This is a genomic window from Pinisolibacter sp. DMC100 (assembly GCF_056313705.1).
In genome coordinates, this window is sequence record NZ_JBQUZT010000003.1 from 176,337 (window position 1) to 195,885 (window position 19,549).

Here is a 19,549-nt window from a genome sequence, read left to right on the forward strand (position 1 = left end):
TCCGGGGGGACGTCGCGGCTTCTCTGTTTTTCGGGGGTGGTTCGACGCTCGGCGCGGGACGCTCCGCCCTTCTCCCGTGAGGGGGCCGTCGCGCCGTTCGGGAAGGGTCGGGATCGACGTCCCTGCGCGATCCTTCGAGACGCGCCTGCGGCGCTCCTCAGGATGAGGCGCTGGAGATTGCCTCGAAAAAACAGACACCTCATGCTGAGGAGGCGTTCGAAGAACGCCGTCTCGAAGCATTGCGCACGGACGTCGAACTCGGTTCCACCGCGTTGCGCAGAGGCCCCGCGAGGGGAGAAGGGTAGGGCGCCCGCGGCGGCGGCTTCCACCCCTCGCCGAACCATCGTCACGCCGACCGCGTTCTACCGTTGAAATGATATAAAGATATCTTTATATCGTTCTTCATGACGACGAAGCCGATCCCCTCCGTGCCCGTTCCCGCCGCGCCCGATGTCGCCCCCGCCGGGCGGTTCGGCGCCGGCACGCTCTCGGCCGAGGCGCTGGTCTCGGTGCTGCGGGCGAGCGGCGAGCCGTCGCGCCTGCGCATCCTGACGCTGCTCGCCGCCGGCGACCTGACGGTCAAGGACCTGACCGCGGTGCTCGGCCAGTCGCAGCCGCGCATCTCGCGCCATCTCAAGCTCCTGACCGAGGCCGGCCTCGTCGAGCGCTTTCCCGAGGGCGCCTGGGTCTACTACCGCCTTGCCGATGACGGCGCGGCCGGCGCGCTGGTGCGCGGCCTGCTCGCCACGTTGGACGCCGGCGACGGGCCGATCGGCCGCGATCGCGAGCGGCTGGCGACGGTGAAGCAGGCCCATGCCGAGCGCACCGCCGCCTATTTCGCCGATCATGCCGGCGACTGGGAACGGCTGCGTTCGCTCCACGTCGAGGAGACCCGTGTCGAGGAGGCGGTCCGCGACATTCTCGGCGATCGCCCCTTCGGCGCGCTGCTCGACATCGGCACCGGCACGGGGCGGATGCTGACGCTGCTTTCCGATCGTTTCGAGCGCGCCGTCGGCGTCGATGCCTCGCACGACATGCTGGCGGCGGCGCGCACCGAGCTCGATCGCGCCGGGCTGACGCGGGCCCGCGTCCAGCACGGCGACGTCCATGCGCTCGGCCTCGCCCGCGACGCCTTCGACGTCGTGACGGTGCATCAGGTGCTGCACTATCTCGACGATCCTGGCTCGGCGATCCGCGAGGCGGCGCGTGCGCTGCGCCCGGGCGGGCGTTTCCTCGTCGTCGACTTCGCGCCGCACGATCTCGAATTCCTGCGCGAGAGCCATGCCCATCGCCGGCTCGGCTTCTCGCATCAGGAGATCGCCCGCCTTCTCGAGCAGGCCGGCCTCGACGTGGTCGAGGTCCGCGATCTGCCGCCGAGCGCCGACCGCGCGTCGTCGACCGAAGGCGCTCTCACGGTGACGCTGTGGCTCGCCCGCGATCCCCGCATCCTTCTCGCATCCGATTCCAGGAAAGCCATCGCATGACCGTCTCGGCCCGCCCCGTCATTTCCTTCGAGTTCTTCCCGCCCAAGACGGAGAAGATGGAGACCGCGCTGTGGGCGGCGGTCGAGAAGCTGGCGCCGCTCGATCCCGCCTTCGTCTCCGTCACCTACGGGGCGGGCGGCTCGACGCGCGAACGCACCCACGACACCGTCGCCCGGCTGGTGCGCGACACGAAGCTGGTGCCGGCGGCGCATCTGACCTGCGTCTCGGCGACCCGCGACGAGGTCGACGCGGTGGTGCGCGCCTATGCGGAAGCCGGCGTCCGCCACATCGTGGCGCTGCGCGGCGATCCGTCGGAGGGCGTCGGCACCGCCTATCGCCCCCATCCGGGCGGCTACGCCTACGCCGCCGATCTGGTGGCGGGGATCATGGCGATCGGCGGCTTCGAAGTGTCGGTCGGGGCCTATCCCGAGCGCCATCCCGAGAGCGCCAGCTGGGCCGCCGAGATCGACAATCTGAAGCGCAAGGTCGATGCCGGCGCCTGCCGGGCGATCACCCAGTTCTTCTTCGACAACGACCTGTTCGAGGGCTTCCTCGAGCGGGTGCGTGCCGCCGGCATCGGCATTCCGATCGTGCCGGGCATCATTCCGGTGCACAATTTCTCCGCCGTCGCCGGCTTCGCCGAGAAGACCGGCGCCAGCGTGCCGGATGCCGTCCGGGCGCGTTTCGCAGGCGTCGGCGAGGATGCGGCCGAACGGGCCAAGGCGGCGATCGACTTCGGCATCGCCCAGGTCGCGGATCTGCGCGCCCGCGGGGTCGAGGACTTCCACTTCTACACGATGAACCGGGCGGATCTCGTCACGGGCATCGTGGCGAGCCTCGGGTGAGGGGCGGGGACGGTTCGCACGCGATCCGCCCCATCGAGAGTTCAGTTCAAGACGAGGAAGCCATGACCAAGCCCTTCAGCCACACCGCCGCCACCGCCGCGAAGCTCGCCGAGACGCTGGCGGCGATCGCCGCGGAGCGCATCCTCGTCCTCGACGGCGCCATGGGCACGATGATCCAGCGCCACGGGCTGGCGGAGGCCGACTATCGCGGCGCCCGCTTCGCCGACGCGGCCAAGGACCTCAAGGGCAACAACGACCTCCTGTCGATCACCCGGCCCGACGTGATCCGCGGCATCCATGCCCAGTATCTCGCCGCCGGCGCCGACATCGTCGAGACCAACACCTTCTCGGCGACCACCATCGCGCAAGCCGACTACGGGCTGGAGAGTGCGGCCTACGAGATCAACGTCGAGGGCGCCCGCCGGGCGCGCGAGGCCTGCGACGCGGCCTTCGCCGCCGATCCCTCCCGTCCGCGCTTCGTCGCCGGCGCGATCGGTCCGACCAACCGCACCGCCTCGATCTCGCCCGACGTGGAAGATCCGGGCTATCGCGCCGTGACCTTCGACGATCTGGCGGTGGCCTATGGCGAGGCTGCGCGCGGTCTCGTCGACGGCGGCGCCGACATCCTGCTGGTCGAGACGATCTTCGACACGCTCAACGCCAAGGCGGCGATCTTCGCCATCGAAGCGCTGTTCGAAGAGCGCGGCTTCCGCCTGCCGGTGATGATCTCCGGCACGATCACCGATCTCTCCGGCCGCACGCTGTCCGGCCAGACGCCGACGGCCTTCTGGTACTCGCTGCGTCATGCGAAGCCGTTCTCGATCGGCCTCAACTGCGCGCTCGGCGCCAAGGAAATGCGCGCCCACATCGACGAGATCGGCCGCGTCGCCGACACGCTCGTCTGCGCCTATCCCAACGCGGGTCTTCCCAACGAATTCGGCCTCTACGACGAGAGCCCGGCGGCGATGGCCGAGCTCGTCGGCGAGTTCGCCGCCTCCGGCCTCGTCAACGTCGTCGGCGGCTGCTGCGGCACCACGCCCGACCACATCGCGGCGATCGCGAAGGCCGTCGCCGGCCACGCGCCGCGCAAGGTGGCGGCGGTCGAGCCGCGCATGCGGCTGTCGGGCCTCGAGCCCTTCACCCATCTGCCCGAAATGCGCTTCGTCAACATCGGCGAGCGCACCAACGTCACCGGCTCGGCCAAGTTCCGCAAGCTGATCACCGCCGGCGACTATCCGGCGGCGCTCGCGGTCGCCAAGGAGCAGATCGAGGCGGGTGCGGCGATCATCGACGTCAACATGGACGAGGGCCTGCTCGACGGCGAGAAGGCGATGGTGACCTTCCTCAACCTCGTCGCCTCGGAGCCCGACATCGCCCGCGTGCCGGTGATGGTCGACAGTTCCAAGTGGTCGGTGATCGAGGCGGGCCTCAAGTGCCTGCAGGGCAAGGGCATCGTCAATTCGATCTCGCTCAAGGAGGGCGAAGAGGCCTTCGTCGCGCAGGCGAAGAAGGTGCGTGCCTATGGCGCCGCCGTCGTCGTCATGGCCTTCGACGAGACCGGACAGGCCGACACGCTTCTCCGCAAGAAGGAGATCTGCGCGCGCTCCTACGAGATCCTGACGAAGCAAGTCGGCTTCCCGCCGGAAGACATCATCTTCGATCCGAACGTCTTTGCGGTGGCGACCGGCATCGAGGAGCACGCCGAATACGGCCTCGACTTCATCGAGGCGACGCGTTTCATCAAGACCGAGCTGCCGCATGCCCATGTCTCGGGCGGCGTGTCGAACCTGTCGTTCTCGTTCCGCGGCAACGAGCCGGTGCGCGAGGCGATGCACTCGGTGTTCCTCTTCCACGCCATCACCGCCGGCATGGACTTCGGCATCGTCAACGCCGGTCAGCTGGCGGTCTACGACGACCTGCCCCGCGACCTGCGCGATCTCGCCGAGGACGTGGTGCTGAACCGCCGGGCGGACGCGACCGAGCGTCTGCTCGAGGCCGCGCCGCGCTTCAAGGGCGAGGTGGGCAAGCCCCGCGAGGTCGATCTCACCTGGCGCGAGGCGCCGGTCGCCAAGCGGCTGGAACATGCGCTGGTCCACGGCATCACCACCTTCATCGAGGCCGACGTGGAGGAGGCGCGCGTCGCCTCCAAGCGGCCGCTCGACGTCATCGAAGGGCCGTTGATGGCCGGCATGAACGTGGTCGGCGACCTCTTCGGTTCGGGCAAGATGTTCCTGCCGCAGGTCGTGAAGTCGGCCCGCGTGATGAAGCAGGCGGTCGCCGTACTGATGCCCTACATGGACGCCGAGAAGGCGGCGGGCGGCGGCGAAGGTCGCTCGTCGGCCGGCAAGATCGTGCTCGCCACCGTCAAGGGCGACGTCCACGACATCGGCAAGAACATCGTCGGCGTCGTGCTCGCCTGCAACAACTTCGACGTGGTCGATCTCGGCGTGATGGTGCCGGCGGAGAAGATCCTCGCCCGCGCCGTCGAGGAGAAGGCCGACATCATCGGGCTCTCCGGCCTCATCACCCCGTCGCTCGACGAGATGGTGCACGTCGCCTCGGAGATGGAGCGTCAGGGCTTCGACGTGCCGCTGCTGATCGGCGGCGCGACGACCTCCCGCGTCCATACCGCGGTCAAGATCGACCCGGCCTACGACCGCAATCAGGCGGTCTACGTGATCGACGCCAGCCGTGCGGTCGGCGTCGCCTCGTCGCTGATCGGCGCCGACAGGGCGCGGGTGAAGGCGGAGATCTCGGCCGACTATGCCGCGATCCGCGAGGCGCATGCGCGCGGTGGGGCGGCGAAGGAGCGCGTCTCGCTCGCCGCGGCGCGCGAGGCGGCGTTCCGGCCGGACTTCGCGGCCCACGTGCCGGTGAAGCCGAGCTTCCTCGGCATCCGCGAGGTCGCCCCGTCGATCGCCGAACTGGTGCCCTACATCGACTGGACGCCGTTCTTCGCCACTTGGGAACTGATCGGCCGCTATCCGGCGATCCTCTCCGACGCCAAGGTCGGACCGGCGGCGAAGGCGCTGTTCGAGGACGCGCAGGCGATGCTGACGAAGCTCGTCGCCGAGGGCTCGCTCTCGGCCAAGGGCGTCGTCGGCTTCTGGCCGGCGCAGTCGGTCGGCGACGACATCCAGCTCTTCGCCGAGGAGAGCCGGCACTCGCCGCTCACGCGCCTCCACACGCTGCGCCAGCAGATGGACCGCAAGGGCGGCGGCCGCGCCAATCTGGCGCTCGCCGACTTCGTCGCGCCCGTGGACGGACCGAAGGACTGGATCGGCGCCTTCGCCGTCACCGCCGGCATCGGCGAGGCCGAGATCGCCGAGCGCTATGCGCGGGCCAACGACGACTATTCCAAGATCCTCTCGCAGGCCTTGGCGGATCGTCTGGCGGAGGCCTTCGCCGAATGGCTGCACGAGAAGGTGCGCAAGGAGTTCTGGGGCTATGCCGCCGACGAGGCGCTGTCGACGGCCGATCTGATCGGCGAGAAATACGTCGGCATCCGCCCGGCCCCGGGCTATCCGGCGCAGCCCGACCACACCGAGAAGGCGACGCTCTGGCGTCTGCTCGACCCGTCGCACCGCGCCGGCATCGAGCTGACCGAGAGCTTCGCCATGTTCCCGGCCGCCTCGGTCTCCGGCCTCTACTTCTCGCATCCCGAGAGCCACTATTTCGGCGTCGGCAAGATCGAGAAGGATCAGGTCGAGGACTACGCGGTGCGCAAGGGCTGGGATCTCGCCACCGCCGAACGCTGGCTGGCGCCGATCCTCGCCTACGTGCCGGGCCGGAGGTGAGGGCAGGGGGGGCGTCCCCTTCGGCCTCGCCGGATCTCCACCCTCCCCTCAGGGGACCTCCGCACAGTTCGGGCGAAGTGGCTTCGGTGCCGTGCGTGATGCTTCGAGACGGCGTTCTTCGAACGTCTCCTCAGCATGAGGCGTTTGTGTTCTGCGAGGAAATCTCCAACGCCTCATCCTGAGGAGCGCCGCAGGCGCGTCTCGAAGGATCGCGCACGAACGACGATCAGAACTCCCTCGGAGTTGCGTGCGGGTCCTCTGAGGGGAGGGGTAACCCGCGCGCCGAGGCATCGGAAATGACGGAGCGCGGTTGCCGCCCACCCGACAACCGCTCGCCGCGCCGCCACAACCGTCATGCGCTCGCAAGGCGTGCGGCGGCGTGGTCTGATGGGCCATGCCCCGCCGCGTTGCCGTCCTCCTCGCCCTCGTCGTGCTCGCCGCCGTCGCCCTGCCGCCGCCGGCCGCGGCGCGCTGCGTCCTGTCGACCGACCATTTCCGGTTGCGGCTGCAAGGGCGGGCCGGGATGGCGGGAGAACGCGACCGGCCAGTGCGTCGGCTTCCGCGACATCGGCCGAAGGTGCGGCAACCCGCCGTCGTCGGCGCGCTGCACCTTCGAGAACGCGCCGGGGACCGGGGCCAATCGGGACTGCGCATTGGCACCGTCGAAGCGACGATCCCCGCCTCAGCCGCGATAGAGCAGCGCCTCGAGCGCCGCGATGTCGGCGATGACGGCGTCGGCCGAGCGGCCGAGGCTCTCGACCGTGCCGGTGCCGGTGAGCACGCCGATCGCCATGCCGGCGCCGGCGGTCCGCGCCATCGCCATGTCGTGGTCGGTGTCGCCCACCACCACCATCTCGCCCGGATCGATGCCGGCGGCGGCGGCGAAGGCGAGCGCCTGACCGGGGCCGGGCTTGGCGCCGTGGCCGCTGTCCCAGCCGGAGGTGAAGGCGACGAGATCGGCGATGCCGAAGCGCAGGGCAAAGGTCTCGACGCTCGCGGCATTGTCGGACGAGGCGATGCCGAGTTGCAGCCCGCGCGCGGCGAAACGGCCGAGGATCGACGGCAGGTCGCCGACCGCCACCATGTCTTCGGCGCCGTCGAGGAACAGCCGGTCGAGCGCCGCGGCGAGCGACCGCGCCTCCCAGAGGGCGCCGGCGGCGACCAGCGCCGCGGCGATCTCGCCGGCGGACCCCGAGGCGATGATCGAGGACGGCCCGACCGCCCGTCCGCTCTCGTCGACCCCGGCGGCATGGCGCAGCCGCGCCTCGAGGGTGACGTCGCCGCGGGCGGCGAGCGCGATCGAGCGGCGGTTGACCGGCGTCCACGACGCCGCGTAGTCGACGAGCGTGCCGTCCTTGTCGAAGAGGATCGCGCGGATCGCTCGCGCCATGGTCAGTCGTCCGCCACCACGAGCAGATCTTCGGCGGCGAAGACCAGCCGCACGTCGGTCCCCGCCTTCGGCGGCTTGCGGCCGGGCGAGTTGAAGGCGTCGAGCGTGATCGCCTGGGTCTCGAGCCGCACGCGGATGCGCACCACGGCGCCGAGGAAGTCGACCTGTTCGACGGTGCCGGCGATGCCGGCCTCGCCGGAACCGAGCGTCACCGCCTCGGGGCGCAGCGCCACGGTGACGGTGTCGCCGACGGCGCGGCCGTCGAGCCCGCCGGCGACCGCCACCTCGCGGCCGTCGAGCGACAGCAGACCGCCCTCGACGACCTTGCCCTCGAGCAGGTTGAGCGTGCCGACGAAGGAGGCGACGAAGCGGTTCTTCGGCCAGGTGTAGACCTCGAAGGGCGTGCCGATCTGGGCGGCGCGGCCCTCGTTCATCACCACGATGCGGTCGGACATCGACAGCGCTTCTTCCTGATCGTGGGTGACGAAGATGGTGGTGATGCCGAGTTCGCGCTGCAGCGAGCGGATCTCCTCGCGCAGGCTGACGCGGATCTTGGCGTCGAGCGCCGACAGCGGCTCGTCGAGGAGCAGCACCTGCGGCCGGACCGCGAGGGCGCGGGCGAGCGCGACGCGCTGCTGCTGGCCGCCGGAGAGCTGCCAGGGATAGCGATGTTCGAGCTGCGGCAGCTTGATGATCGCCAGCATCTCGGCGACCCGCTCGCGGATCTCGGCGGGGCTCTTCTTGGCGATCCTCAGGCCGAAGGCGATGTTCTGCCCGACCGTCATGTTGGGGAAGAGCGCGTAGGACTGGAACACCATGCCGACGTCGCGCTTGGCGGGCGGCAGATGCGTCACCTCCTCGCCGGCCAGCGCGATCGAACCGCCGCTCGCGGTCTCGAAGCCGGCGATCATCCGGAGGATCGTCGTCTTGCCGCAACCCGAGGGGCCGAGGAAGGAGACGAACTCGCCCTTTTCGATCGCGAGATCGAAGTCGTGGACGACGGTCGTCGCGCCGAAGGCCTTCTTCAGGCCGGAAATCTCGATGAAGCTCATCGCTCCTCCGATCGGGCGGTGCGGGGGGAGGGCGCACGCGTCATCGTTTCGTCTCCCGGACGGTGCCGAAGACCTGGATCAGACCGAGTGCGGCCCAGGTGACGGCGAAGGCGATGATCGCCAGCGCCGCCGGCTCGTAGGCGCGGTTGGCGCCCACCAGCTGGAGGTAGGGGCCGAAGGCCGGACGGTTGAGAAGGCTGGCGAAGGTGAACTCGCCGATCACGATCGCGAAGGTCAGGAAGGCGCCGGAGAGCAATCCCGCCCGGATGTTGGGGAAGATCACCAGCCGCAGCGTCTCGAAACGCCCGGCGCCGAGGCTCTCGGCGGCTTCCGTCAGCGTGCGCACGTCGATGGCGCCCAGCGCGGTGTCGACCGAGCGGTACATGTAGGGCAGCGCCAGCGTGACGTAGCCGAAGGTGAGGAGGAGATCGGTGCCGAAGGAGGAATCGGTCAGCGGCAGGAACGACTGCGAGCCGTACATCCTGAGATGGCCGAAGACGATGACGATCGCCGGCACCACCAGCGGCAGCAGGGTGACGAACTCGACGACCGGGCGCAGCATCGGCAGCTTGAGGCGCACCCAATAGGCGGTCGGCACGACGATGGTCAGGCCGACGACGATCGTCGCCAGCGCCAGCATCACCGAATAGGAGAACGAGGTCTGGAAGTTCGCATCGGTGAGCACGATGCGATAGGCCTCGAAGGAATAGACGCCGCGCTTCAGCCGCAGCGAGAATTCGAAGGTGGCGATCAGCGGCAGCAGGAAATAGAGCGCGCCGATCGCGACCGAGATCCAGGGACCGAGGGTCGAGCGTTTCATTTCACCCACCTCTCGGCCCGGCCGCGCAGCCAGACGTAACCGACGTTGGCGAGACCGGTGATGACGATCATGCCGAGCGCCAGCGCGTAGCCGAGGTTCTGGTCGTGCAGAACGTCGCCGCGAATCTGGGCGTAGAGCAGGATGGTCACGATGTTGAGCGACGAGCCGGTCAGCGCATAGGCCGTCGCGACCGCGCCGAAGGAGTTGGCGAAGAGCAGCAGCGTCGAGCCGAGCAGGCTCGGCCACAGCACCGGCAGGGCCACCATCCGCCAATATTGCAGGTTGGACGCGCCGAGATTGGCGGCGGCCTCCGCCCATTCCTTCTTCAGACCCTCGAGCGCCGGCGTCAGGATCAGCACCATCAGCGGGATCTGGAAGTAGAGGTAGGTCAGCGTCAGGCCGGTGAAGCTCAGGAGCTTGAAGCCGGTGGCGTAGAGGTTGAAGCCGAACCACTCCATCAGCGCCCAGGTGACGAGACCGGTCCTGCCCAGCGTCGCGAGGAAGGCGAAGGCGAGCGGCACGCCGGCGAACTGCGAAGCGACGCCGGAGAAGGTCGAGACCGCCGGGCGCACCCAGGAGGGCAGGCCACCCTGGACGATCGCCTTGGCGAGGAAGAAGCCGATCACCGCGCCGCCCAGCGCCGACGCGGCCGAGATCTCGAGGCTGATGACATAGGCCGCGACGATCGAGGGGTGCAGGAGGCCGGCGAGATTGGCCAGCGTGAGGGCGCCGTCCTTGTCCTGGAAGGCGCCGATGATCAGCACGCCGGTCGGCGCGATCAGGAACAGACCGGCGAAGACGAAGAAGGGCACGACGCCGAGCCAGGCGAGCGGCAGACGCCACCCGGGCCGTGCGGTCGCATTGCCGCGCGAAGGCGGGCGGGCCGCGACGTCGGCCACCGCTGCGGGATCACTCAACGGAAACGTCCCCCTTCTCGCGGCGGCGGTGTCGGGCGTCGCCCGGCACCGCGACCCGCGCGGATCGCGAGCGGGCGGACGACGCTCTCGCCGCCCGCCCGTTCGTCGTCACTTGCCGACGTTGGCGCCGACCACCGAGTCCCACTTGGTGGAGATCACTTCCTTGGACACCTTCTGCTCGTCGAGCGTCGGGAAGACGGCCTTGGAATAGGCCTCGGCCGGCGGCAGCTTGGCCAGCAGATCGGCCGGGATCTTGCCCTTGGCGGCGAGATCGGCGAAGCGGATCGGGTGGCAGTAGCCCTTCAGCCAGCCGATCTGGCCTTCGTCCGAATAGAGGTACTCCATCCACAGCTTGGCGGCGTTGGGATGGGGCGCGTAGGCCGAGATCGCCTGGACGTAGACGCCGGCGACGACGCCCGACTTCGGGATCACGACGTCGACCGGCGGGTTGCCCTTGAGCGTGTCGCGGTCGGCGAGCGCGTTGTAGTCCCAGCGGATGACGATCGGGGTGGCACCCTGCGCCAGCGAGGCGGCCTTGCCGATCACCGGAACGAAGTTGCCCGCCTTGTTGAGCTCGGCGAAGTACTCGAGGCCCTTGGCACCGATCTCGGCCGCCGCCGTGGCGCCCTTGGAGAGGCCGGCGGCGTAGACGCCCTGGATCGCCTGGTTGGCGACGCGCGGGTCACCGGCGAGGGCGACGGCGTTCTTGTACTCCGGCTTGAGCAGATCGGCCCAGTCGGTCGGCGAGGTCTTGACGATGTCCTTGTTCACCTCGAAGGCGAGGACGCCGTAGTAGTCGCCGGTCCAGTAGCCGTCGGCGTCCTTCTGGTTCGCCGGGATCGAATCCCAGGTCGAGACCTTGTAGGGCTGGGTCAGGCCTTCGGCCTTGGCCGAGGGGCCGAAGGACAGGCCGACGTCGATCACGTCGGGCGCCTGCGGGCCCTTGTTGCCCTTGTTGGCCTTGATCGCCTCGATCTCGTCGCCCGAGCCCGCATCCGGGTTCAGCTCGTTGATCTTGAGCCCGTACTTCTTCTTGAAGCCGTCGATGATGTCGCCGTAGCCGCACCAGTCGTGCGGCAGCGCGATGACGGTCAGTTCGCCCTCGGCCTTGGCGGCGGTCACGAGTTCGGCGCTCGGATCGGCCAGCGCCGGCCCGAAGGACGCGAGGAGGACGACTGCGGTGGAAGCGAGAAGACCGGTCTTCATGGGTTCGCCTTCTTTCGACTGCCCCGAGGGGGACGAGGACGAGCGCCGCCGGATCCGTTCCGACAGACGCCCCTCGCCGGTCGCGGGAGGAAAATTCGGACGTCGGGAAAATCCCCGACGGATCGACCGAGTATCGCGCGGACATGACGGTTCGGTGTCGGTCGTGGACCGGCGGACCCCGCCGTCCCCACCCGCTCGCCGAAGTCCGCCGGACGAAGCCCGCTTCCGCCGACGTCACGAAACTGTCGCGCCGACGTCACGGAGGGACATCGAGCCACCGTGAGGGGCCTCCGGTCAAGGGGGCGATCGCGGAGTTTGCACGCCGAACGGCTCTGCCGCCGAAACGGGCATCCGCCCCTATCGACACGGGCGCCCGATGACATAGATTTCACCTCGCGAGGAACCCGATGCCGCCGCCCTCGCCACGCCGCCGACCCCGGTCCGCGGGCGCGCCGGAGGCTGTCCACCCGACCAAGGTCGAGCGGACGAATCCATGTGCGCGGCACTGAAAAGCGGCTATATACGCGCGACACTTCGTCACGCACTCCTACCCGAGGGAAGAAGTCGGTCATGTCGATGCTCGAAACCTACCGCGCCCACGTTGCCGAACGCGGCGCGCTCGGAATTCCGCCGCTGCCGCTGTCGGCCAAGCAGACCGAGGCGTTGATCGCCCTGCTGCGCGAGCCGCCGAAGGGCGAAGAGGCCTTCCTGGTCGAGCTCCTGACCCATCGTGTTCCCGCCGGCGTCGACGATGCCGCCCGCATCAAGGCCGGCTTCCTCGACGCCGTCGCCAAGGGCGACGAGAAGAACGCGCTCGTCTCCCGCAAGCTCGCGACCGAACTGCTGGCCACCATGCTCGGCGGCTTCAACATCAAGCCGCTGATCGAGCTGCTGGGCGACGCGGAGGTCGGCGCCGTGGCGGCCGAGGGTCTGAAGAAGACCCTGCTGATGTTCGACTATTTCCACGACGTGAAGGTGCTCGCCGACAAGGGCAACGCCAACGCCAAGGGCGTGCTCGCCTCCTGGGCCGACGCCGAGTGGTTCACCTCGCGTCCCGAGGTCCCGGCGTCGATGACGCTGACCGTGTTCAAGGTGACCGGCGAGACCAACACCGACGATCTGTCGCCGGCCCCCGACGCCTCGACCCGTCCCGACATCCCGCTGCATGCGCTGGCCATGCTGAAGAACCCGCGTCCGGGCATCGAGCCGGACGAGCCGGGTGCGCGTGGCCCGACCAAGCAGCTCGCCGCCCTCATCGCCAAGGGCAACCCGGTCGCCTACGTCGGCGACGTGGTGGGCACCGGTTCGTCGCGCAAGTCGGCGACCAACTCGGTCCTGTGGTTCACCGGCGAGGACATCCCGTATGTCCCGAACAAGCGCTTCGGCGGCGTCTGCCTCGGCACCAAGATCGCCCCGATCTTCTACAACACGATGGAAGACGCCGGCGCGCTGCCGATCGAACTCGACGTCGGCCAGATGGAGATGGGCGACGTCATCGAGCTGCGCCCCTACGAGGGCAAGGCGCTGAAGAACGGCGCGGTCATCGCCGAGTTCAAGGTGAAGTCCGACGTGATCTTCGACGAGGTGCGCGCCGGTGGCCGCATCCCGCTGATCATCGGCCGCGGCCTCACCGCCAAGGCTCGCGAGGCCCTCGGCCTGCCGGTCTCGACGCTGTTCCGCCTGCCGGCGGTGCCGGCCGATTCGGGCAAGGGCTTCACCCTCGCCCAGAAGATGGTCGGCCGCGCCTGCGGTCTGCCCGAGGGCAAGGGCATCCGTCCCGGCACCTATTGCGAGCCGAAGATGACGACGGTGGGTTCGCAGGACACCACCGGCCCGATGACCCGCGACGAGCTCAAGGACCTCGCCTGCCTCGGCTTCTCGGCCGATCTGGTGATGCAGTCCTTCTGCCACACCGCGGCCTATCCGAAGCTGGTCGACGTGCAGACCCATCGCGAGCTGCCGACCTTCATCTCCAACCGCGGCGGCATCGCGCTGCGTCCGGGTGACGGCGTCATCCACTCGTGGCTGAACCGTCTGCTGCTGCCCGACACCGTCGGCACCGGCGGCGACAGCCACACCCGCTTCCCGATCGGCATCTCGTTCCCGGCCGGCTCCGGCCTCGTCGCCTTCGCGGCGGCGACCGGCGTCATGCCGCTCGACATGCCGGAATCGGTTCTCGTCCGCTTCAAGGGCGAGATGCAGCCGGGCATCACCCTGCGCGACCTCGTCAACGCCATCCCGCTCGCCGCGATCAAGGCCGGCGACCTGACGGTGGAGAAGAAGGGCAAGAAGAACGTCTTCAACGGCCGCATCCTCGAGATCGAGGGTCTGCCGACCCTCAAGGTCGAACAGGCCTTCGAGCTCACCGACGCCTCGGCCGAGCGCTCGGCCGCCGCCTGCACGGTGCGCCTCGCGAAGGAGCCGATCATCGAGTACATGACCTCGAACATCACGCTGATGAAGTGGATGATCGCGGAAGGGTACCAGGATCGCCGCAGCCTCGAGCGCCGCATCGCGGCGATGGAGGCCTGGATCGCCAACCCGGTCCTGCTCGAGCCCGACGCCAACGCCGACTACGCCGCGGTCTACGAGATCGATCTCGCCACCATCAAGGAGCCGATCCTCGCCTGCCCGAACGATCCCGACGACGTCAAGACGCTGTCGGACGTCGCCGGCGACAAGATCGACGAGGTCTTCATCGGCTCGTGCATGACCAACATCGGCCACTTCCGTGCCGCCGGTAAGATCCTCGCCGGCAAGTCGGACATCCCGACCCGCCTGTGGATCGCCCCGCCGACCAAGATGGACGCGATGATCCTGACCGAGGAGGGCTACTATGCCACCCTCGGCAAGTCGGGCGCGCGCATGGAGATGCCGGGCTGCTCGCTGTGCATGGGCAACCAGGCGCAGATCCGCAAGGGCTCGACGGCGCTCTCCACCTCGACCCGCAACTTCCCCAACCGTCTGGGCATCGACACCCGCGTCTACCTCTCCTCGGCGGAACTCGCCGCGGTGGGCGCGCTGCTCGGCAAGATCCCGACGATGGAAGAGTACATGGCGGCCGTCGGCACGCTCGCCGGCAAGTCTGCCGAGGTCTACCGCTACATGAACTTCGACCAGATCCCGGCCTTCGTGGACGTGGCCGAGACGGTCAAGTCCTGAACGGACGAGACCGCAGGGTGAGAAACGAGACGAGCCGGGGGCGACCCCGGCTCTTTTGCGTTCGGCGCGCGGCCGCACCGTCTCCGGCCCCTACGGCTGCGACCGGGCGCCGAACGGCATGGCGTGGAGCGCGACGGTCGTCCAGTGACGCGGGCGCCGTCAGTTGTTCGGGTAGGACGCCTCGATCGAGAGCGTGATCGGCACGGCGAGAATGGTCGTGTCCAGCGTGATGGCGACCTTGGTGAAGAGGCCGCCGGCGACGCTGACCGAACGCTGGACCGTGATGTTCGAGGCGGCGAGTTCCGACACGCCGGACGCGCTCGCCTGGGCGAGGGCGAAGCACACGCCGGCATCCGACGATCCGCAGCCCGAGGTGATCGTGCCGCAGGAGTTCGAGCCGATCGCCACGCACCGCGCCGTCGTCTTGGCGATCCCCTGGATCGCGTTCCACTTCCAGAAGACGATTCCGGCGTCGAGCGAACCGATGGCCAGAACGAGGAGAATCGGCGCGATCAGAGAAAACTCGACCGCCGCGGCACCGTCGTCGCGTCGAAACAGTTTCTTCATTGCACCCGCACGATGACCGTCTCCTGAAGCGGAAACACGGAGCTGATGATGGGGTCCGTCGGGAATATGTTCGTCAGAGTCGTCGAGACCGTCAATGTCACGAACTGACCACCGTAGAGATTTGTCGAACAGGATGACGTCGCCGACGACACCTGAGACCAACTCGGTGGCGATCCAGATACGCAATAATACTTGCCGGCTCCGGAACCATCGGTGGTGTTGTTGATCTTGACGACCACGGTCGGTGCGGGATCGAGCCCCGATACCGTCGTCACGACCGAGGTGACCGACGTCGCGAAGGCGGTGAAGTTCGACGACGTCAGGGCCGCGCCGTTCTTCTGCACGTATTGCGCGCCGGCGGCGACCGACGAGATCAGGCGGAGCTGGGTGTTGAAGGCGAAGCCGAAATCGACGACCAACATCAGGATCAGGGACACGACGGGCACGAGCAGCGCGAATTCGACCGCGGCGATGCCCTGTTCGGATCGCCACAGACCGACTCGCGATGTCCGGCGCGTCTTCGGCCTCATTGGATGAGCACTCCCGACGAGGTCGATGTCGCCGTCGAACCCGCGAAGCCGCGGCACGGCGAGACGGCGAGCGTGGCGCTCTGATAGATGTCGACGACGCCGCCGACGATCTGGAAACAGCCGTTCGACGGCACCGTGACCGTCTCGCTGTTGTAGATCGACACGTTGGAGGTCGGCACGTAGATCATCCCCGACAGCGTGTCGGACACCGATCCCGACTGGTAGAGATTGAACGTCCCGCCCCAGATGGCGAAGAGCACGTCGCGATAGCCGCGCGACGGCGAAGACGCGGTCGGTGCGATCGCGCTGAACGTGCCGCTCCCCAGGAGACTGACGGTTCCGCCGTAGAGCGCGAAGGTCGTCCCGGTCGCGGTGAAGGCCTTCGACGTGAGCCAGAACGACCCGCCGAACATGTGGACCGTGCCGCTGCCGCTGGAGGTCGACCCGCCGTTGCCGAAGGTCAGCGCATTGCCGTTGGCGGTGATCGACCCGCCGTAGAAGTAGACGTCGCCGACGCCGAAGGTCGTGCTCGAACCGGAGTTCAGGATGAGGGAGCCGCCCTGGAAATAGTAGGGGCCGTCACCGAATGTCATCGCGCCGTTGTTGTAGATGGTTCCGCCGTAGAAATAGAACGGCCCGGTTCCGAAGGTCAAATTCGCCGTCGACGAGTTGTTGTAGAGGCTACCACCCCAGAGATAGAACGAGCCGTTGCCGAATGTCATCGTCGATCCGGCGTTGTTGTAGATCGACCCGTAGTTGAAATAGTAGGTGGCGTTGCCGAAGGAGACCGACGCGTTTCCGTTGTTGAACAGGCTGCCCTTGAAGACGAAGGTGACCTTGGCGCCCGAGGCGACGTTGAACGCGGCGCTGCCACCGGAGTTGACGGTGATCGAACCGCCGACGACGTAGCACCCCGAGCCGAAGGTCAGGGTATTGGCGCCGTTGAAGATGAAGCTGCCCGAGATCGTCGTGGGCGAGGTGCAGTTCGGATCGGCGCTGCCGGTGCCGGGGAAGGTCAGGGTCGACCCGGTCGAGTGGATCGTTCCGTAGAGGGTCGACTGCGGCAGGGTCGCCGAGGTGTTGGTGTAGGTCTTGTCGCTGCCCCACCAGACGGTGGGGTTCACCGGCGGCAGGAGGCCGTAGTCCCAGCCGAGCATCATGCCGAGCAGCTTGCTCTTGAGGGTGGAGAGGCGGGTGTCGCTGGCATAGATGTCGGAGATCGACGCGCCGAAGGTGAACGAGCCGAGCGAGGGCGTCACCGCCGCGGTCGAACAGATGTAGAGCGCCTCGAAGAGTTGGATGTAGCCGACCTTCACCGCGGAGACGTCGATCTTCGCGGTGCCGCAGGCATAGAGATAGGTCTTCGCCTTGACCGTACAGGTCGAGCCCTTCGCGACCGCGTAGTTGTAGATGTTGATCGGACCGATCAGCGACGTGATGCAGTCGCCGCCCCCGGCGACGGATGTCCAGGACGTCGTCTCGGTCCCGATCGACGTGTTGGTCGAGAGCAGCCCCAATCCGAACTGGACGTCCTTGTCGATGACGGTCTGCAGAGCCGTGCTGCCGTCGCCGCGCGGGGAACTGCCGGCCGCGACGGTGATCGTCGCCGAGCCGAAGCCGTTGATCTCGGCGACGTTCTTCGCCGTGGCCACGGCGGTGGCGGTGGCGACGCCGTTGGAGATCGCCGAGGTCGTGTTCGACGCCGCCAGATTGGCGACGTCGGCGATCACCTGCGCCCGCTGTTTGGTCACGTAGACGAGGGAAAGGTCGACGGTGAAGGAGGCGACCAGCAGCATCGCGGAAATGAAGGCCGCGGCCATGATCGCGACGCTTCCTTCGGTCGAGCGGACGAGGCGCCGGACGATGCGCGCCGCGCGAATTCCGAACATGCAGGCGAAGGAGTGGCGGCGGCAGTTTCCGCGCATTGGGCTTCGGCCTCTGTTCCGCGCACGGTTCCGGTGGGCGTGACGGCGATGGATCTTCATCATTCGGCGCCATGCCCGATCCGACCGATCGTTTCCTCCGAGAGGCGCCGCGCAGGCGGCGCCGTCGACGAAACGTGGTCACCCGTAGATTCGCGATCCGCTGCAGGCTCTGTGGCGCGGACCGCTCTTCGCCAGATGTCCTCTCCGGACACCGACCGACGGCAACTTCCCGGCTTCGCCCGCGGAACAGTTCAGAAGACCCTGAATGGTCGCGACTTCCACCTCTCCCGTTCGAGACACGATTCCGAGCGTACGGCGCAACGCGGCTTCGTCGATCTGCACCGATTTCGCTTTGACGATCATCACCGAGACGGTCACGACAGCCGCGAACAGGAGAGCGACAACAACCAGAGCGAGCGTAATCGGAATCGTCCCATGTTTTCCGAACGGTCTTCGGTCATTGTTCCACTTCGTTCTTTATCATTGTTTAATCGGCGCGATCTCGACCTGGTCGGCATGGCGCCGACACTCGACGTCATCGGGTAAGCGCCTCGCGGACGCCCCGTCGTCGGCGCGACGGCACGCGACCGTCGTCCTGCGCGAAGAAGACCGGTCCTCGCGGCCTCAGCCCACCAGCCCCTTCATCGGCGCGATGTTCGCCGTGCCGGGGAAGACCGTCTCGGCCAAGACCCTGTCCGACAACCCGAAGCGGTCGGCGAGGAGTCCCTTGAGGGCGGCGCGGAGGTCGGTGGTCGGCTTCAGGTCGCGGCCTTCGTGGAGGTTCGTGTCGGCGAGGCCGGGCCAGTCGGCGATCACCCGGCCGCCCTTCAGCGCGCCGCCGGCCATGAGCGCCACCGTCGCCGTGCCGTGGTCGGTGCCGGCCGTGCCGTTGATGCGGACGGTGCGGCCGAACTCGGTGACGGCGACGACCACCGTGTCGCGCCACGCCGGTCCGAGGCCCGACCGGAACTCGGCAAACGCGCCGTCGAGACCGCCGAGGCGGTTGAAGAGGTTACCGCCGTTGACGCCCTCGCCGGCATGGGTGTCCCAGCCGTCGAAGGCGAGGGCCGCGACGCGGGGGCCGTCGGGCGTGGCGAGGAGACGGGCGGCGCCCGCCGCCGCCTGCCGCATGCCGGCCGGACTGTCCATGCCGCCGCGCGCCTTGGCCATCTCGCCGGTGAGCCCGCCCTGCATCGCCATGCGATCGGTGGCGAGCCCGTCGGCGAGCGCCTGCCCGAGCGCCGGGTCGGTGTGGCGGTAGAGCGCCAGCAGCCGTTCGGCGAGCGCGTCGCCGGCCGGCGCCAGCATCTGCGGCGCCCAGCCGAGGGTGGGTGCAGACCCGCGCAGCACGAGCGGCGCCGTCGAGCCGACGGCGAGGCCGCGGACGGGCGCAGCGGTCGCCATCGCGCCGACGGCGCGGTTGAGCCAGCCGCTCTCGACCCGGCCGGGGCCGGGCTCGCCGCTCTCCAGCACGTCCTGGCCGTCGAAATGCGAGCGCTCGCGATAGCCGGTCGCCACCGCATGCACCACCGTCGCCTCGCGCGCCCGGTAGAGCTCGTGGAAGACCGGCATCGCCGGATTGAGGGCGAAGAAGCCGTCGAGATCGAGCGCCGGCTTCGTCCCGTCGAGCCGGAGCGCGGCCTCGCCGTGATGGCGGACGTAGTCGGGATCGCCGATCGGCCCGACCGCGGCGAGCCCGTCGAGCCCGCCGCGCAGCACGATGACGACGAGGCGGGGATCGGGGCGGTCGGCGGCGCGTGCGGCGATCGATCCGGCGCCGAAGGCGGCGAAGGCACAGGCACCGCCGAGGAGGGCACGGCGCGTCGGCGCCCAGGAGTGAGCGGTCCGGTCCAT

General features: G+C 68.6%; 14 protein-coding genes. 5 read left to right on the forward strand and 9 right to left on the reverse strand.

Annotated features, from left to right (window positions below):
- Positions 1-428: 428 nt before the first annotated feature.
- The 3 genes from ACT541_RS14015 (at position 429) to metH (ending at position 6,126) form a co-directional block, all read left to right on the forward strand.
- The gene (locus tag ACT541_RS14015; RefSeq protein ID WP_476137706.1) at positions 429-1,484 is read left to right on the forward strand and encodes an ArsR/SmtB family transcription factor; all 1,056 of its coding nucleotides are present in this window, start codon (positions 429-431) and stop codon (positions 1,482-1,484) included.
- Entirely contained in the window at positions 1,481-2,329 is an 849-nt protein-coding gene (gene metF / locus ACT541_RS14020; protein ID WP_476137707.1) for a methylenetetrahydrofolate reductase [NAD(P)H], read from the forward strand. The genes ACT541_RS14015 and metF overlap by 4 nt, the downstream gene beginning before the upstream one ends.
- Before the next feature lie 62 nt (positions 2,330-2,391).
- The gene (metH, locus tag ACT541_RS14025; RefSeq protein WP_476137708.1) at positions 2,392-6,126 is read left to right on the forward strand and encodes a methionine synthase; all 3,735 of its coding nucleotides are present in this window, start codon (positions 2,392-2,394) and stop codon (positions 6,124-6,126) included.
- 682 nt (positions 6,127-6,808) lie between these two features.
- Here the strand turns inward: metH and ACT541_RS14030 are convergent.
- The 5 genes from ACT541_RS14030 to ACT541_RS14050 all read right to left on the reverse strand — a co-directional run bounded on the left by ACT541_RS14030 (position 6,809) and on the right by ACT541_RS14050 (position 11,511).
- Complete coding sequence (locus ACT541_RS14030; RefSeq protein WP_476137709.1) at positions 6,809-7,516, reverse strand: HAD family hydrolase; 708 nt, start codon at positions 7,514-7,516, stop codon at positions 6,809-6,811.
- 2 nt (positions 7,517-7,518) lie between these two features.
- Positions 7,519-8,568 (reverse strand): ABC transporter ATP-binding protein, encoded by a 1,050-nt coding sequence (locus tag ACT541_RS14035; protein WP_476137710.1) that lies wholly within the window; start codon positions 8,566-8,568, stop codon positions 7,519-7,521.
- A gap of 40 nt (positions 8,569-8,608) precedes the next feature.
- A complete protein-coding gene (locus ACT541_RS14040) occupies positions 8,609-9,388 on the reverse strand; it encodes an ABC transporter permease (RefSeq protein WP_476137711.1) in 780 nt (259 codons plus the stop codon).
- Entirely contained in the window at positions 9,385-10,287 is a 903-nt protein-coding gene (locus ACT541_RS14045; protein ID WP_476137990.1) for an ABC transporter permease, read from the reverse strand. Before ACT541_RS14045 ends, ACT541_RS14040 begins: the two co-directional genes overlap by 4 nt.
- Before the next feature lie 126 nt (positions 10,288-10,413).
- The gene (locus tag ACT541_RS14050; RefSeq protein WP_476137712.1) at positions 10,414-11,511 is read right to left on the reverse strand and encodes an ABC transporter substrate-binding protein; all 1,098 of its coding nucleotides are present in this window, start codon (positions 11,509-11,511) and stop codon (positions 10,414-10,416) included.
- Positions 11,512-12,081: 570 nt separating this feature from the next.
- On the opposite strand from ACT541_RS14050, the gene acnB reads away from it, so the two are divergent.
- The gene (gene acnB / locus ACT541_RS14055; RefSeq protein ID WP_476137713.1) at positions 12,082-14,673 is read left to right on the forward strand and encodes a bifunctional aconitate hydratase 2/2-methylisocitrate dehydratase; all 2,592 of its coding nucleotides are present in this window, start codon (positions 12,082-12,084) and stop codon (positions 14,671-14,673) included.
- Between the two features lie 159 nt (positions 14,674-14,832).
- Here the strand turns inward: acnB and ACT541_RS14060 are convergent, their stop codons facing one another.
- From ACT541_RS14060 to ACT541_RS14070, 3 genes are read right to left on the reverse strand one after another with little or no spacing between them, the layout of a single operon-like run.
- Positions 14,833-15,240, reverse strand: coding sequence for a TadE/TadG family type IV pilus assembly protein (locus ACT541_RS14060; RefSeq protein ID WP_476137714.1), 408 nt, complete (start codon positions 15,238-15,240; stop codon positions 14,833-14,835).
- Positions 15,237-15,770 (reverse strand): TadE/TadG family type IV pilus assembly protein, encoded by a 534-nt coding sequence (locus ACT541_RS14065; RefSeq protein ID WP_476137715.1) that lies wholly within the window; start codon positions 15,768-15,770, stop codon positions 15,237-15,239. Before ACT541_RS14065 ends, ACT541_RS14060 begins: the two co-directional genes overlap by 4 nt.
- Positions 15,767-17,758 (reverse strand): pilus assembly protein TadG-related protein, encoded by a 1,992-nt coding sequence (locus ACT541_RS14070; RefSeq protein ID WP_476137716.1) that lies wholly within the window; start codon positions 17,756-17,758, stop codon positions 15,767-15,769. The genes ACT541_RS14065 and ACT541_RS14070 overlap by 4 nt, the downstream gene beginning before the upstream one ends.
- 132 nt (positions 17,759-17,890) lie before the next feature.
- Between ACT541_RS14070 and ACT541_RS14075 the strand changes: the two genes are divergently transcribed.
- Positions 17,891-18,241 (forward strand): hypothetical protein, encoded by a 351-nt coding sequence (locus ACT541_RS14075; RefSeq protein WP_476137717.1) that lies wholly within the window; start codon positions 17,891-17,893, stop codon positions 18,239-18,241.
- 78 nt (positions 18,242-18,319) lie between these two features.
- Here the strand turns inward: ACT541_RS14075 and ACT541_RS14080 are convergent, their stop codons facing one another.
- The gene (locus ACT541_RS14080; protein ID WP_476137718.1) at positions 18,320-19,549 is read right to left on the reverse strand and encodes a DUF1501 domain-containing protein; all 1,230 of its coding nucleotides are present in this window, start codon (positions 19,547-19,549) and stop codon (positions 18,320-18,322) included.

Coding starts and splice junctions, on each gene's coding strand:
- ACT541_RS14030 (WP_476137709.1), bottom strand. CDS start 7,516: ATGGCGCGAGCGATCCGCGCGATCCTCTTCGACAAGGACGGCACGCTC.
- ACT541_RS14065 (WP_476137715.1), bottom strand. CDS start 15,770: ATGAGGCCGAAGACGCGCCGGACATCGCGAGTCGGTCTGTGGCGATCC.
- ACT541_RS14060 (WP_476137714.1), bottom strand. CDS start 15,240: ATGAAGAAACTGTTTCGACGCGACGACGGTGCCGCGGCGGTCGAGTTT.
- metF (WP_476137707.1), top strand. CDS start 1,481: ATGACCGTCTCGGCCCGCCCCGTCATTTCCTTCGAGTTCTTCCCGCCC.
- ACT541_RS14050 (WP_476137712.1), bottom strand. CDS start 11,511: ATGAAGACCGGTCTTCTCGCTTCCACCGCAGTCGTCCTCCTCGCGTCC.
- acnB (WP_476137713.1), top strand. CDS start 12,082: ATGTCGATGCTCGAAACCTACCGCGCCCACGTTGCCGAACGCGGCGCG.
- metH (WP_476137708.1), top strand. CDS start 2,392: ATGACCAAGCCCTTCAGCCACACCGCCGCCACCGCCGCGAAGCTCGCC.
- ACT541_RS14075 (WP_476137717.1), top strand. CDS start 17,891: ATGTCCTCTCCGGACACCGACCGACGGCAACTTCCCGGCTTCGCCCGC.
- ACT541_RS14040 (WP_476137711.1), bottom strand. CDS start 9,388: ATGAAACGCTCGACCCTCGGTCCCTGGATCTCGGTCGCGATCGGCGCG.
- ACT541_RS14070 (WP_476137716.1), bottom strand. CDS start 17,758: ATGATGAAGATCCATCGCCGTCACGCCCACCGGAACCGTGCGCGGAAC.
- ACT541_RS14035 (WP_476137710.1), bottom strand. CDS start 8,568: ATGAGCTTCATCGAGATTTCCGGCCTGAAGAAGGCCTTCGGCGCGACG.
- ACT541_RS14080 (WP_476137718.1), bottom strand. CDS start 19,549: ATGGACCGGACCGCTCACTCCTGGGCGCCGACGCGCCGTGCCCTCCTC.